Below are 13,033 nucleotides of genomic sequence, written 5' to 3'. Positions count from 1 at the left end.
ACAGGTGAGGGCAGGGAGAAGCGGAGCCACGCCTCTACCTGCCCTCACCCCCTCACGCCCCCGTCCAGGCGCCGCCGGGCGGTTCGTACCACAGCGGGGAGGGTCTGGTCGTGCGTGGGCGCGAAACAGCAGGTCAGCCGGGGGTGCGAGCCGGCGTGCGGGGTGCTCGGACAGCGTCCGGCGGACGCGGGCGGCAGCCGGACGGGGCGGCGGCGCGGAATGCCCCGGCGCACGCGGCGACCACGTACAGCCCCAGGAAGGCTTGCGGACAGAAGCTGACCGCAAGCCCTCCTACGGTGGTCACACGACCTAAGGAGACCCCCGCCATGACCGTTCTTGTCACCGGTGCCACCGGCAACGTCGGCCGCCCGCTCGTCGCCCAGCTGCTGGCCGCCGGACACCGGGTCCGCGCGCTGACCCGCAACCCCGCGACCGCCGGCCTCCCCGAGGGGACGGAGGTGGTGGCGGGCAACCTCGCCGTCACGGCGACCCTGCCCGCGGCGTTCGCCGGGGTGAGCGCCGCGCATCTGATCAGCTTCGGCGACGACTACGCCCCGCTGGCCAACGCCACCGAGATCGTCGACGCCGCGGTGGCCGCCGGGGTGCGCAAGGTGACCGTGCTCAAGGGCGACCTCGACAAGACCCCGCTGGACGAGGCCGTGGCCGCCGGCGGAATGGACTTCACCTACCTGGAGCCCGTCGAGTTCATGTCGAACGTCCTGGAGTGGGCCGAGTCCGTGCGCCAGGAGGGTGTGGTCCGGGACGGCTTCCCCACCGTGCCGAGCTCGATGGTGCACGACGCCGACATCGCCTCGGTCGCCGCCGCCGTACTGACCGGCGACGGCCACAGCGGCAAGGAGTACCCGCTCACCGGCCCCGAGGCGCTGACCGCGCCGGAGAAGGCCGCCGTCCTCGCCGACGTGCTCGGCCGGGACGTGCGCTTCGTCGAGCTGGGCCGCGACGAGATGATCGCGCGCTGGCGTGCGGAGGGCTACTCGGACGACGACATCGACTTCTTCGTCATGGTGCGCACCAACCCGCCGGAGGCGGGCCGCACGGTCCTGCCCACCGTCGAACAGGTCACCGGCCGTCCCGCCCGCACCTTCGCCCAGTGGGTACGGGAGAACGCGGCGGCCTTCGGAGGCTGACCCCCACCGCGTCCACCTGGGTAAACTGTGGGGATCACAGAGAGCCTTGAGGCAGGAGGAGCCGGGATGCCGCCGCACCGTCCTTCCGCGGCCGGCGTCCCGGCCGGCAGTGGCGGGGAGAGCGGGCCGGAGGAGCGCGGGTCCGAGGAGAGCGGATCGCCCGTCCGCCAGGCCCTGTCGGACAGCGTGTACGAGCGCATCAAGGCGATGGTCATGGACCACGAGATCGCCCCCGGCGCCCGCGCCGGCATCGAGGCGCTCGCCCGCACCCTCAAGGTCTCCCCGACACCCGTCCGCGAGGCGCTGGCCCGCCTGGAGTCCGACGGCCTGGTCGTCAAGCGCGCCCTGTCCGGCTACCGCGCCACGGAACTGCTCACCCCTCAGGGCCTGGAGGAGCTCTACGAGATGCGGCTCCTGCTGGAACCCAGGGCCGCGGCGCTCGCCGCCGGCAACGCCACCGAGGCCCAACTCGACGGCCTGGAACGGATCGTCGAGGAGATGCAGTCCCACCCGAGCCCCAACGGGCGGTACGCGTCCTACCGCGACTTCGCCGCCCTCGACCAGCGCTTCCACGAGGCCATCGGCCGGGCCGCGCACCGGCCGCTCCTCGCGGACGCGGTGGAACGCCTCCACGCGCACCTGCACATCTTCCGGCTCAGCACCGTCGTGGTGGCCGTCGGCCCCACCGTCGCGGAACACGAACGGATCCTGCGGGCGGTACTGCGCCGCAACGCCGAACGCGCGGCGGAGGCGATGACGGACCATCTGACACGCAGTATGGAACGGCAGTCGGAGGACGGGGAGTAGACCCCGGCCGGTCAGGGCGAGGGGCGGAAGTCGTCGTCCACCAGGCCCAGCCGGTGGGCCACCACCGCCGCCTGGACCCGGTTGCGCAGCCCCAGTTTCTGCGTGGCCGCCGCCACATGGGACTTCACCGTCGTCACGCCCAGATGCAGGGTCTCGCCGATCTCCGCGTTGGACTGTCCGGCCCCCACCAGCGCGAGCACCTCGCGTTCGCGGCGGGTCAGGGCGGCCAGCCGGCCGGAGGTGTCCTCGGCGGGGGCGGCGCTGACCGTGTCGTGGTGGGACTGCACGGCACGGGCCAGCACCCGGGCCAGCACGGCCGGGGCGAGGAGCGGCTCGCCGCGTGCGGCGCGGCGCACCGCGTCCAGCATCGACTCGGCCGGGCCGTCCTTCAGCAGATAGCCGACGGCCCCCGCGCTCAGCGCCCCGTAGACCTCGGTGTCGTCGTCGAACGTCGTCAGCATCAGCACATGCGTGCCGGGCAGCGCGGCGAGGATACGGCGGGTGGCCTCGATGCCGTCCATGCGGGGCATCCGCAGATCCATCAGGATCACGTCCGGGTGCAGCCGTTCGGCGAGCCGGACGGCGTCGTGCCCGTCGGCCGCCTCCCCGACGACGTCCTCACCCGCCGTACGCAGCAGGAGGGTGACGCCCGCCCGCACGATGGCCTGGTCGTCGACGACGAGGACTCGGATCATGAGCGGACCTCCAGGGGGAGAGCGACGGTCAACTGCCAGCCCTTGGTGGTGCGGCCGGCGGACAGGGTGCCACCGAGCACCTCGACCCGCTCGCGCATCCCGGTCAGGCCGTGCCCCGAGGGAGGCAGCGGGGCGGTCCTCGGCAGCCGTACCGTGTTGGTCACGTCGATGACCAGCCGGTCGCCGCTCACCTCGACCGAGGCGGCCACGTCGGAGCCGGGACCGGCGTGCTTGAGCGCGTTCGTCAGCGCCTCCTGCATCACGCGGGCGGTCGTCACCCGCAGTGTGAGCGGTACGCGCGTGGCGCGCTCGTCCTGGGTGAGGGTGACGCGCAGGCCCGCCGTACGGCTGCGCTCCACCGCCTCGCCGATCATGCGCTCGGGGTCCACCACGGAGTCGGGGCTCTCGGGGTCGCGCAGGATGCGCAGCAGGCCCCGCAGATCCACCAGGGCCTCGCGGGCGTTGGACTGGATGGCGTCCAGACCGCCGAGCGCCGCGTCCAGCCGGTCCTGCTGGTCGGGGGCGTGTGTCGCCGCGTACTGCGCGGAACCGGCACGCAGCGCGATCGCCGACACATGGTGGGCGACCAGGTCGTGCAGATCCCCGGCGAGCCGCGCCCGCTCGGCCATCCGGGCCGCCCGGGTCTCGGCGAGCCGGTGCTCCTCCGCCTCCCGGGCGCGCTCCCGGGCGACGGCCGCGGCCTGCTTCACACCGACGAGATAGCGGCCGAACGCCACGGGCGCCGCGACGGCCGCGGCCGTCGACAGGATGCGCACCACACCGTCCGCGCCGCACAGCGCCCCCTCGTGGTCGCGGCTGACGCTGAACAGGACCGCGGAGACGGTCGCGGCGTAGGCCACGGCCGTGATCCGGTTGCCGTAGCGGTAGGCCACCGCGCCCAGGGCCACGGCCGCGACCAGCGGCGCCATATGACTGGTGTCGGGCAGCAGCACGTCGGTCACCGCCACCAGCGCCACCTCGACGGCCAGCGCGACCAGCGGCACGTACCGCACCAGCACCAGGCCGAGGGCGGCCGACTGCACCAGGACGGACTGGAGCACGGGCCGGTCGGAAAGGCCCGTGATGATGGTGGCCGCACCGATGCCGGCCGCCGCCAGGGCGAGGAGGAGGTCCAGCTTCAGGCGGCGCCGGAGGGATGCGCTCACCCCATCAGACTACGTCCGGCCCTCCTCCCGGCGTCTCCTCCTTCTGGCCGCCCCACCCCCTCCCACCGGCCGTTTTCCCGGCTCGGCGCAGGAAGTCCCGGCCGCCCGCGCCTCCCTAGCGTCGAGGCACGGCCGCGGCAGTCGCGGCACACCAGCACGAGAGGCCTCCTCCGGTGACGTTCCTGTGGGAATTCCTGCGCAGTCCGCTGACCGTGGGCGCGGTCGCGCCCAGTGGCCGGTCACTGGCCAAGGTGGCCGCCGCACCGGTCCCGACGGGCCCGGGGGACCCGGTGGTGGTCGAGCTGGGCCCCGGCACCGGCGCGTTCACCGCGGTGATACAGCGGCGGCTCGCGGGACGCGGCCGGCACATAGCCGTCGAGCTGAACGACCGGTTCGCGGCCCGTCTCGCCCTCGCCCACCCGGGCGTCGACGTGGCCCGCGCCGACGCCCGCGACCTCAGGGCCGTCCTCGCCGAGCGCGGACTGCCCGGCGCCGACGTCGTCGTCAGCGGACTGCCCTGGGCCGCGTTCTCCCCGCACGACCAGCGGGACGTCCTGCACGCCGTCACCTCGGTGCTGCACGCCGACGGCGTCTTCACGACCTTCGCCTACGTGCACGCCCGCTGGACCACACCGGCCCGGCGGCTGTCCCGGTCGCTGCACACCCGGTTCGACGAGGTCGTCGTCGGCCGCACGGTCTGGGGCAATCTGCCGCCCGCCCTCGTCTACCACTGCCGCCGCCCGGTCCCCGCACCCGTGCCCGCCCCCGCAGCGTGACTCACGCAAGGAGCACCGTCATGACCACACCCACCCGACCGCGAGGAGCGGCGGACGGCCTGCTCGGCAGGCTGGGACGCACCGCCCACCGCCGGCGCGGCACCGTCCTGCTCACCTGGCTCGCCGCACTGATCGCCGTACTGGCCCTGTCCCGCGCCTTCGGCGGCGAGTTCACCGCCGACTACTCGGCCCCCGGCTCCGAGTCCCAGCGGGCCCAGCAGCTCCTGGAGGAGCGCTTCAGCAGCCAGTCCGGCTCCGTCGTCACCGTCGTCGTCGAGGCCGACGAAGGGGTACGGCAGATCCGCGCCGAAGTCTCCGACCTGCTCGGCGAACTGGGCGACGCCCCGCACGTCAGCCAGGTCGCCGACCCCTACACGACACCCGGCGCGATCGACCCGGACGGCCGGGTCCTGGTGACCGAGGCCCGGCTCGACGTGGCGAACGGCGCCGACATGCCCGTCGAGGACACCACCCGCCTGATGGACATCGCCACCGCGCACAGCACCGACGGCACCCGGGTGTTCCTGGGCGGGCAGGCCGTCAACCTCGCCGAGGGCGGACCGATCGGCTCCGAGGCGATCGGCCTGCTCTTCGCGGCCGTCATCCTGCTGCTGACGTTCGGCTCCGTCGTCGCCGCCGGGCTGCCCATCGCCGTCGCCCTCGCCGGACTCGTCGTCAGCGCCATGGCGACCGGCCTGGTGATCAACCTCGTCGACGCCCCCGAGTGGTCGACCTCCCTGGCCGCGATGCTCGGCATCGGCATAGGCATCGACTACGTCCTGCTCATGGTGACCCGGTTCCGGGAGGCGCGGGCTGCCGGACTCGACCCCGAGGACGCGACCGCCCACACCCTCGACACCGCCGGCCGGTCCGTGCTGGTCGCCGGGGTCACGGTCATCTTCAGCCTGCTCGGCCTGTTCGCCATGGGGCTCGCCTACATGCGGGGCGCGGCCGTGGTCGCGATCGTCGCCGTCCTCGTGGTCCTCGCCGCGAGCGTCACCCTGTTCCCCGCGCTCCTCGGCTACCTCGGCACACGCATCGACCGGCTGCGCCTGCCCCTGCCCCGCGGGCGCCGCGCCACCGGGCCCGTGATGGAGGCCGACGGCCATGTCCGGCCCGGCCGGGGCTGGCTGTGGTGGAGCGGGTTCGTCGGGCGCCACCGCGTCCTCGCCGCCGTCGCCGGTACGGCGGTCATGCTGGCCCTCGCCGCGCCCTTCCTCGGTGTGCGGTTCGGCTTCCCCGACGCCGGCAACAACCGCGAGAGCGCCATGTCCCGGCAGGCCTACGACGCCGTCGCCGACGGTTTCGGGCCCGGCCACAACGCGCCCCTCGTGCTGGTCGCGCAACTGCCGGAGGCCGGTGACGACAGCGTCCTGACCGCCCTGCGCGAGGCCACCGCCGACACCCCGGGTGTCGCCTCCGTCCAGCCGGCGCGGCTCAACCCGGCGGGGGACACCGCCGTCATGCGGGTCGTGCCCACCACCGGACCGCAGGACGAGCAGACCCAGGAGCTGGTGAACCGGCTGCGCGACACCACCATCCCGTCGGCCACCGACGGCACCGGCACCGAGGTCCGGGTCGGCGGCGCGAGCGCCCAGTCGATCGACTCCACCGACGACCTGTCACGCCGTATCCCCTACCTCATCGCCGGTGTCATCGTCCTGTCGATGGCGCTGCTGATGATCGCCTTTCGCAGTGTCACCGTGCCCCTCAAGGCGGCGCTGATGAACCTGCTGTCGGTGGCCGCCTCGTACGGTGTGGTGGCCCTGGTCCTCCAGGGTGGCTGGGCCGGGCAGCTCGTCGGCATCGACACCCCCACCCCGCTGCCGCCCTTCGTCACGGTACTGATGTTCGCCGTGCTGTTCGGGCTGTCCATGGACTACGAGGTGTTCCTGCTCAGCCGGGTCCGGGAGTCCTGGCTGCGGCACGGCGACAACGCGCGGGCCGTCACCGAGGGGCTCGCGGGGACCGGCCGGGTCATCACCGCCGCGGCGGCCATCATGATCGTGGTGTTCCTCGCGTTCGTGCCCAGCACGGAGGTCGTCCTCAAGGTCATCGGCGTCGGAATGGCCTCGGCGATCCTGCTGGACGCGACACTCGTCCGGATGGTGCTGGTGCCCGCCACCATGCATCTGCTCGGCCGCCGCAACTGGTGGATGCCGGCCCGCCTCGACCGGCTCCTGCCCGAGCTGCACATCGAGGGCCCGCCCGCGCAGGCCGAGCGGCTGCGGGAGCGGGCCGCGGAGGAACCGCCTGCCGCCGTCCCGGGCTGAGCGCGCGATTGCCGGTCACCCGGCCCGCCCTTACGTTGGAGGAGTTCCGGAGGGGGCTCCGCTTCATCGGTCCACCCAGCAAGACCCCGGAGGTTCCCCATGTCCGACCTGGTTCTGGTCACCGGCGGTACCGGTTACATCGGCGGATGGTGCATCGCCGAGCTGCTCCGCCGCGGCTACGACGTGCGTACGACCGTACGGTCCGCCGCCCGTGAGCGGTCCGTCCTCGACGCCCTGTCCGGCGAGGCCGACCCCGCGGGCAGGCTCGGGTTCGCCGTCGCCGACCTCACCGCCGACGCCGGCTGGGAGGAGGCCGTCGCGGGCGTCGACCACGTCCTGCACGTCGCCTCGCCCCTCGGTGTCTCCGCGGGCGACAACCCGGACGCTATGATCCGCACGGCCCACGACGGCACCCTGCGGGTGCTGCGCGCCGCGACGGCCGCCGGCGTCAAACGGATCGTGATGACCTCCGCGGCCAACGCCGCGAGCCCCTCCTCGTACGCCGAGGAGGGCGTCACCGACGAGACCCTGTGGACGGACCCCGACGACCCCACCCTGATCCCCTACCGCCGCTCCAAGACCCTCGCCGAGCGGGCCGCCTGGGACTTCATGGCGCAGCGGGGCGGCGGCACCGAACTCACCACCGTGCTGCCCGGCGCCGTGTTCGGGCCGGTCCTCACCAGCAGCACGGTCGGCTCCGTCGGGATCGTCGCCCGGATGCTCTCCGGGAAGATGCCCGGCGTCCCCCGCATCGGCCTGGAAGTCGTCGACGTACGGGATCTGGTGGACGTCCATCTGCGGGCGCTGGAGTCACCGGCCGCGGCCGGTCAGCGGTTCCTCGCCACCGGCGAGTTCCTGTGGATGCGGGACATGGCCCGCATCCTGCGCGACGGCCTCGGGGACGCCGGCCGGCACGTGTCCACCCGGCAGATCCCCGACACCGTCGTCCGCCTCGTGGCCCGCTTCCGGGACCCGAGCCTGCGCGAGATCACCCCCGCGCTGGGCCGCCGCAACCGGCACAGCACCGAGAAGGCGCGGACCGTCCTGGGCTGGCAGCCGCGCCCGGCCCGGCAGACGGTCCTCGACTGCGGGGAGAGCCTGGTGGCACACGGAGCCGTGGAACGCCGGTAGGCCGTCGCTGGTGCTTCACTCCCTCAGGAACACCTGCTCCGCCGACGTCCACCACTCGCCGGGCGCCGCCTCCGGCACCGGCAACCGGCGGGGCGCGGTCAGCCGCCACCACTCCTGCGTGGCCTCGTCCGCCGCCATCGGGGCGAGGTCCGCCGCCAGGTCGTCGCCGCCGTACTCGAAGTACCCGATCAGCCGGTCCAGCTTCTCCGGGCGTACGGCGACGACCTGCACCACACGCCTCACGACGGCACCGCGTCACGGTGGTGGATGAGCCGGATGACCCGGCCGCTCATCCGGTCGTAGTCCCGGTCGTTGTCGACCTCGCCGCGCACCCGGTGGTCCGTCATGACGACGATCCGGTCGGCGAGCGTCACCATCTCCGCGAGGTCGCTGCTGATCAGCAGGATCGGCAGCCCGTCACGGGCCAGGTCCCAGATCAGCTCGTGGAAGGCGTGCTTGGTGCGGACGTCGACACCGACCGTCGGCTCGTCCACGACGAGCAGCCGGGTGTCGGCGGCGAGCCACTTGGCGAGGCTGACCTTCTGCTGGTTGCCGCCGGAGAGCTCACCGGCGTTCTGCCCGAGCCCCGACACCCGGATGCCGAGCCGGTCCACGAGGTCCTGCGCGATGTCGCGCTCCTCGCGCGCCGAGACGAAACCCAGCGCCTTCGCCAGCCGCTTCCACACCGTCACCGTGATGTTGCGGACGATGGGCTGCTCCAGGAAGACACCCTCCTCCTTGCGGTTCTCGGTGACATAGCCGATGCCGAACTCGTGCAACGCCTGGCGGGGCGAGGTGATCCGGGCCGGCTTCCCGTGCACCCGGACCTCGCCGCCGGTGATGCGGTCGAGGCCGAGGACCGCCTTGACCAGCTCACTGCGGCCGGCGCCGACCAGCCCGTACAGGCCGACGATCTCGCCGGGCCGCACCGCGAGGCTGATGTCACGGTGGCCGCCGGCCGTGGAGAGCGCGTCGAGTTCCAGCGCGGGCGCGGCCGTCCGGTCGACCGTGCGCGGGCGCATCTCGGCCGCCGAGTGGGCGCGGCCCACCATCAGGCCGACGACGTCGTCGTGGGTGTGCTCGGCGAGCGGCGACGACTCCAGCACCGACCTGCCGTCGCGCAGCACGGTGACGGTGTCGCAGACGGCGAAGACCTCCTCCAGCTTGTGGCTGACGAAGACGACACAGGCGCCGAGGGCGGCCAGCCGCCGGATCACCTCGAAGAGGCGTTCCGTCTCCTGCGGGGAGAGGGAGGCGGTGGGCTCGTCGAGCAGCAGCACCCGGCTCTCGGTGTGCAGCGCCTTGGCGATCTCCACCAACTGCTGCTGCGCCACGGACAGTTCACGCACCGGACGGTCCGGATCGAGGTCGACGCCCAGCTCGGCGAGACACGCGAGGGCAGGTTCGGTCATCCCCGCGCGGTCGATCAGTCCGCGCCGCGAGGGCGGCTTCTGAAGGGTGATGTTCTCCGCCACGGAGAAGCCCGGGATCAGGTTGCGCTCCTGGTGGACGACACCGATTCCGGTACGGGTCGCCTCCAGCGGCGAGCGCAGCCGGACCGCCTCGCCGCACCAGGTCAACTCGCCGCCGTCGGGGGAGTGCACACCGGTCAGGACCTTGATGAGGGTGGACTTCCCGGCGCCGTTCTCGCCGAGGAGCGCGTGCACGGTGCCCGCGGTCAGCCGCAGTCCAACGCCGTCCAGGGCCCGTACACCGGGGAACACCTTGACCAGGTCACGGCATTCGAGGAGGACCGTACTCATCGGGCACCTCCCGGCTGCGGCAGGACGGCGGGCGGCTGCTGACCACTGTCCGGTGGTGGGGACGCCGTACCGCCGCCTCCGCCCGTCCTCTCCAGCCGGGTCTGGTGCAGCCGGCCACCGGCGACCGTGCCGAGCACCACCAGGCCGATGAGCAGGTTCACCCAGCTCGGGTCGAGCGAGAACTGGGCGCGCGCCGCGTCGATGAGCCGGGTCACGAACGCGGCGAGGACCGTCCCGAACACGGCGATGGAACCGCCGGTAAGCGCCACACCGCCGATGATCGGCGCGGCGAAGCTCGGCAGCAGCCAGTCGCCGCCGACGCTGCGGTTGACGCCGGGCAGCGAGGCGGTGGCGACCACGGCGGCCACGCCGATCAGCAGCCCGGACAGGGTGTGCGCGGCGACGATCTGCCGGTCGGTGGAGATGCCGGACAGCCGGGCGGCCAGTGGGTTGCCGCCCGCCGCGAGGAGCCGGCGGCCCGCCACCGAGCGGTACATGAACCCGGCCAGCAGCACCGCCACCACGATCGCGGTGACGAAGACGAGCGGGATGTTCAGCGGCGCCGACCGGCCCAGGTCGCGCAGGGCGGAGGAGTAGCCGTCGATGGTGCGGGTGCCGGTGAGCCGGTACTGCGCGCCCAGCAGGATCGTCATCGTCGCGAGCGTCACGATGAACCCGTTGATCTGTGTGGCCACGATGATCAGGCCGGTCACCAGGCCGACGGCCGTCGCCGTGACCAGACCCACCAGCACGGCGACCGGGGCGGGCACCCCCTGGTCGGCCATCAGCACCCCCATCAGACAGGCGGTGAAGCCGCCCAACGCGCCGACGGCGAGGTTGAGTTGCCCCACGCACAGGGCCACCATCTGCGCGAGGCCGATGAGGATCGGCGTGGCGAGGTACTGGAGGAAGACGCGGATCGAGGGGCCCTCGAAGAACGAGCCCGACGACGCGATGCCCAGCGCGACGGATCCCGCCAGCACCACACACAGCAGCATGGTCGTGGTGGAACGGGAGAGCCGGCGCACCAACTCGACGGCCGGCCCCCCTTGTTCGCGGATCGTGCTCATGTGTCGCGCACCACCTTGCGATAGGACACCACGGCGCGGATCCGGTCGGCCGACAGGGCCAGCAGCAGGACACCGCCGAGGTAGATGTTGAGGCTTTCCAGGCCGACGCCGAGCAGGTCGAGGCCCTTGCGGATCACACTGACCAGGGCCGTGCCCAGCAGTGTGCCGAGGACGGACACCACTCCGCCGGTGAGCAGGGTGCCGCCGAGCACCGCGCCCAGGAACGACGGCAGCATGAAGTCCTCGCCGATGGAGGCGCGGAAGGTGCCGGTGCCGACCGCCGCCATGAACCCGGCGAGCGCGGCGAGCAGCCCGGACAGGGTGTGGGCGAGCAGGATCCGGCGTCCGGTGGGGATGCCGGACAGCTCGGCCGCCGCCGGGTTGGCGCCGGTGAGCAGCAGTTCGCGGCCGAGCCGGGTGAAGCCGTAGAGGAAACCGAGGCCGGCCATCGCGAGCACGGTGAACTGGGCGAGCTGCGGGATCGCCGGCGAGCCGCAGATCGGTCCCGCGCAGATGTCGGCGAGCGAGTAGGAGCGCAGTTCGGCGATGCCGGACGGCCGGGTCGTGAAGGCGGCGTCCTCGGTGAGCGCCGAGTACATCAGGGACACCAGGCCCAGCAGGGCGAAGTCCATGGCGAGCGTGACGACGAACGAACTCACCCCGGTCCGGGCGATCATCCAGCCGGTGAGCGCGCCGATCGCGGCCCCGGCGGCCAGGCACATCAGCAGCCCGACCGGCATCGGTACCCCGAGCTTGTCGTAGCCGAGTCCGGCGAACATGGCCCCGAAGGCCGCCATCCGGCCGACGGCGAGGTTCATGTGCCCCACCGACAGCGCGACCATCTGGGCGAGCGCCACCACGGTCAGTGTGGACACGTCCCGCAGCAGCGGGAAGAGCACCAGCCGCTCGTCGGTGAACGCGGGCCGCAACACCCCGAACAGCACACCGAGCCCGATGACCAGGACCAGCAGCCCGAGCCGCTGGTTGACCCAGAACGGCATCCGGTGCCGGCCGCCGGCCGCCGGTGCCTCCGTGGCCGCGCCCTTGTCCGTGTCGGAGGGGGTGACGGGCGCGGTCATGCCACCCTCCGGTCGTCCAGGGCGTCCGGGTCCCAGTCGATGCCGATGCCGGGCACGTCCGGGGCGAGCGCGAGGCCGTCGCGGATGGTCAGTTCGCTCCGGGTGACGGCCCGCAGCTGCGGGATGTACTCGACGTACGTGCCGTTGGGCACCGCGGCGGCCAGGCTGACGTGCAGCTCCATCAGGAAGTGCGGGCACACCATCACGTTGTGGCTCTCGGCGAGGTGCGCGACCTTCAGCCACGGGGTGATCCCGCCGATCCGCGCCGCGTCGACCTGCACGACGGACGCGGCACCGGCCTCCAGATAGCTGCGGAACTGCATGAGCGAGTACATCGACTCGCCCACGGCGACCGGGACCCGGGTCGCGCGCGCCAGCCGGGCGTGCCCGCTGATGTCGTCCGCGGGCAGCGGCTCCTCCAGCCAGTACGGGTCGTACGGTTCGAGCGCGGCCGCGAGCCGTAGCACCGAGGACGCCGTCTGGGACTGGTTGGCGTCCGTCATGATGTGCAGCGCCGGGCCCACCGCCTCCCGTACGGCACGCATCCGTTCGGCGTCCTCCGCGGGGTGCGGCTTGCCCACCTTGATCTTGACGCCGGCCCAGCCCTGCTCCTGGGCGCGCAGGGCGCTCTTCACCAGCTCCTCGGCGCCCAGGTGGAGCCAGCCGCCCTCGGTGTCGTAGACCGGCACCTCCTGGCGGTGTCCGCCGGCCAGCCGCCACAGCGGCTCACCGGCCCGTTTGCAGCGCACGTCCCACAGGGCGGTGTCGACGGCGGCGAGCGCGAGGGAGGTGATGGCGCCGGTGGTGGTCGCCCGGGTCAGCGCGAACAGCCGCTGCCACAGCGCCTCCACACCCCGGGCGTCCTGACCGACGAGGGCGGGCAGCAGATGGTCCCGCAGCAGCGCCAGTACGGAGGTGCCGCCGGTGCCGATCGTGTAGGTGTAGCCGGTGCCCGTGACGCCGTCCGACGTCACCAGGTCGACCAGGACCGTCTCCTGCTTCACGAAGGACTGCACCGCGTCGGTACGGTCCGTCTCGACGGCGATGTCCGCCAGCCTGGCGGTCGCGGTCGTGATGATGCTCATCCAGCGATGTCCGTTTTCTGTGGTGGGTGCGGGCCGGTGG

At 73.0% G+C, this 13,033-nt stretch carries 12 protein-coding genes; 5 read left to right on the top strand and 7 right to left on the bottom strand.

All coding sequences use genetic code 11. The features are described 5' to 3' along the window. Positions 1 to 326 precede the first annotated feature (326 nt). Both ACIQAC_RS15355 and ACIQAC_RS15350 read left to right on the top strand, forming a co-directional pair. Positions 327 to 1,148, top strand: coding sequence for an NmrA family NAD(P)-binding protein (locus tag ACIQAC_RS15355; RefSeq protein WP_402190992.1), 822 nt, complete (start codon positions 327 to 329; stop codon positions 1,146 to 1,148). A 66-nt stretch (positions 1,149 to 1,214) separates the two neighbouring features. After that, complete coding sequence (locus tag ACIQAC_RS15350; protein WP_402190991.1) at positions 1,215 to 1,955, top strand: GntR family transcriptional regulator; 741 nt, start codon at positions 1,215 to 1,217, stop codon at positions 1,953 to 1,955. Positions 1,956 to 1,966: 11 nt separating this feature from the next. Here the strand turns inward: ACIQAC_RS15350 and ACIQAC_RS15345 are convergent, their stop codons facing one another. Both ACIQAC_RS15345 and ACIQAC_RS15340 read right to left on the bottom strand, forming a co-directional pair. Continuing rightward, a complete protein-coding gene (locus ACIQAC_RS15345; protein ID WP_402190988.1) occupies positions 1,967 to 2,650 on the bottom strand; it encodes a response regulator in 684 nt (227 codons plus the stop codon). Beyond that, positions 2,647 to 3,816: a sensor histidine kinase gene (locus tag ACIQAC_RS15340; protein WP_402190986.1), complete on the bottom strand. Its 1,170-nt coding sequence runs from the start codon at positions 3,814 to 3,816 to the stop codon at positions 2,647 to 2,649. Before ACIQAC_RS15340 ends, ACIQAC_RS15345 begins: the two co-directional genes overlap by 4 nt. A gap of 173 nt (positions 3,817 to 3,989) precedes the next feature. Here ACIQAC_RS15340 and ACIQAC_RS15335 point away from each other — a divergent pair, with 173 nt between their 5' ends. The 3 genes from ACIQAC_RS15335 to ACIQAC_RS15325 all read left to right on the top strand — a co-directional run bounded on the left by ACIQAC_RS15335 (position 3,990) and on the right by ACIQAC_RS15325 (position 7,996). Beyond that, positions 3,990 to 4,592: a class I SAM-dependent methyltransferase gene (locus tag ACIQAC_RS15335; RefSeq protein ID WP_402190983.1), complete on the top strand. Its 603-nt coding sequence runs from the start codon at positions 3,990 to 3,992 to the stop codon at positions 4,590 to 4,592. Positions 4,593 to 4,612: 20 nt separating this feature from the next. Beyond that, positions 4,613 to 6,865, top strand: coding sequence for an MMPL family transporter (locus ACIQAC_RS15330; RefSeq protein ID WP_402190980.1), 2,253 nt, complete (start codon positions 4,613 to 4,615; stop codon positions 6,863 to 6,865). Between the two features lie 99 nt (positions 6,866 to 6,964). Next, the gene (locus tag ACIQAC_RS15325) at positions 6,965 to 7,996 is read left to right on the top strand and encodes an NAD-dependent epimerase/dehydratase family protein (RefSeq protein ID WP_402190978.1); all 1,032 of its coding nucleotides are present in this window, start codon (positions 6,965 to 6,967) and stop codon (positions 7,994 to 7,996) included. Positions 7,997 to 8,011: 15 nt separating this feature from the next. Here the strand turns inward: ACIQAC_RS15325 and ACIQAC_RS15320 are convergent, their stop codons facing one another. From ACIQAC_RS15320 to ACIQAC_RS15300, 5 genes are read right to left on the bottom strand one after another with little or no spacing between them, the layout of a single operon-like run. Beyond that, positions 8,012 to 8,239 carry an L-rhamnose mutarotase gene (locus ACIQAC_RS15320; protein ID WP_402190976.1) on the bottom strand — a complete coding sequence of 76 codons (228 nt, stop codon included), beginning with the start codon at positions 8,237 to 8,239 and terminating at the stop codon, positions 8,012 to 8,014. Beyond that, positions 8,236 to 9,759, bottom strand: coding sequence for a sugar ABC transporter ATP-binding protein (locus tag ACIQAC_RS15315; protein ID WP_402190974.1), 1,524 nt, complete (start codon positions 9,757 to 9,759; stop codon positions 8,236 to 8,238). Before ACIQAC_RS15315 ends, ACIQAC_RS15320 begins: the two co-directional genes overlap by 4 nt. Beyond that, the gene (locus tag ACIQAC_RS15310) at positions 9,756 to 10,829 is read right to left on the bottom strand and encodes an ABC transporter permease (protein ID WP_402190971.1); all 1,074 of its coding nucleotides are present in this window, start codon (positions 10,827 to 10,829) and stop codon (positions 9,756 to 9,758) included. The genes ACIQAC_RS15315 and ACIQAC_RS15310 overlap by 4 nt, the downstream gene beginning before the upstream one ends. Beyond that, positions 10,826 to 11,908, bottom strand: coding sequence for an ABC transporter permease (locus tag ACIQAC_RS15305; RefSeq protein WP_402190969.1), 1,083 nt, complete (start codon positions 11,906 to 11,908; stop codon positions 10,826 to 10,828). The genes ACIQAC_RS15310 and ACIQAC_RS15305 overlap by 4 nt, the downstream gene beginning before the upstream one ends. Next, the gene (locus ACIQAC_RS15300) at positions 11,905 to 12,993 is read right to left on the bottom strand and encodes a mandelate racemase/muconate lactonizing enzyme family protein (RefSeq protein ID WP_402190964.1); all 1,089 of its coding nucleotides are present in this window, start codon (positions 12,991 to 12,993) and stop codon (positions 11,905 to 11,907) included. The genes ACIQAC_RS15305 and ACIQAC_RS15300 overlap by 4 nt, the downstream gene beginning before the upstream one ends. Positions 12,994 to 13,033: the final 40 nt, after the last annotated feature.

Source organism: Streptomyces sp. NPDC088387 (assembly GCF_044753385.1).
Taxonomy (GTDB): Bacteria; Actinomycetota; Actinomycetes; order Streptomycetales; family Streptomycetaceae; genus Streptomyces.
Note: the sequence above shows the minus strand (reverse complement) of the source record. Positions and strands in the feature narration are given on the sequence as shown.

Coding starts and splice junctions, on each gene's coding strand:
- ACIQAC_RS15355 (WP_402190992.1), top strand. CDS start 327: ATGACCGTTCTTGTCACCGGTGCCACCGGCAACGTCGGCCGCCCGCTC.
- ACIQAC_RS15350 (WP_402190991.1), top strand. CDS start 1,215: ATGCCGCCGCACCGTCCTTCCGCGGCCGGCGTCCCGGCCGGCAGTGGC.
- ACIQAC_RS15345 (WP_402190988.1), bottom strand. CDS start 2,650: ATGATCCGAGTCCTCGTCGTCGACGACCAGGCCATCGTGCGGGCGGGC.
- ACIQAC_RS15330 (WP_402190980.1), top strand. CDS start 4,613: ATGACCACACCCACCCGACCGCGAGGAGCGGCGGACGGCCTGCTCGGC.
- ACIQAC_RS15325 (WP_402190978.1), top strand. CDS start 6,965: ATGTCCGACCTGGTTCTGGTCACCGGCGGTACCGGTTACATCGGCGGA.
- ACIQAC_RS15315 (WP_402190974.1), bottom strand. CDS start 9,759: ATGAGTACGGTCCTCCTCGAATGCCGTGACCTGGTCAAGGTGTTCCCC.
- ACIQAC_RS15310 (WP_402190971.1), bottom strand. CDS start 10,829: ATGAGCACGATCCGCGAACAAGGGGGGCCGGCCGTCGAGTTGGTGCGC.
- ACIQAC_RS15305 (WP_402190969.1), bottom strand. CDS start 11,908: ATGACCGCGCCCGTCACCCCCTCCGACACGGACAAGGGCGCGGCCACG.
- ACIQAC_RS15300 (WP_402190964.1), bottom strand. CDS start 12,993: ATGAGCATCATCACGACCGCGACCGCCAGGCTGGCGGACATCGCCGTC.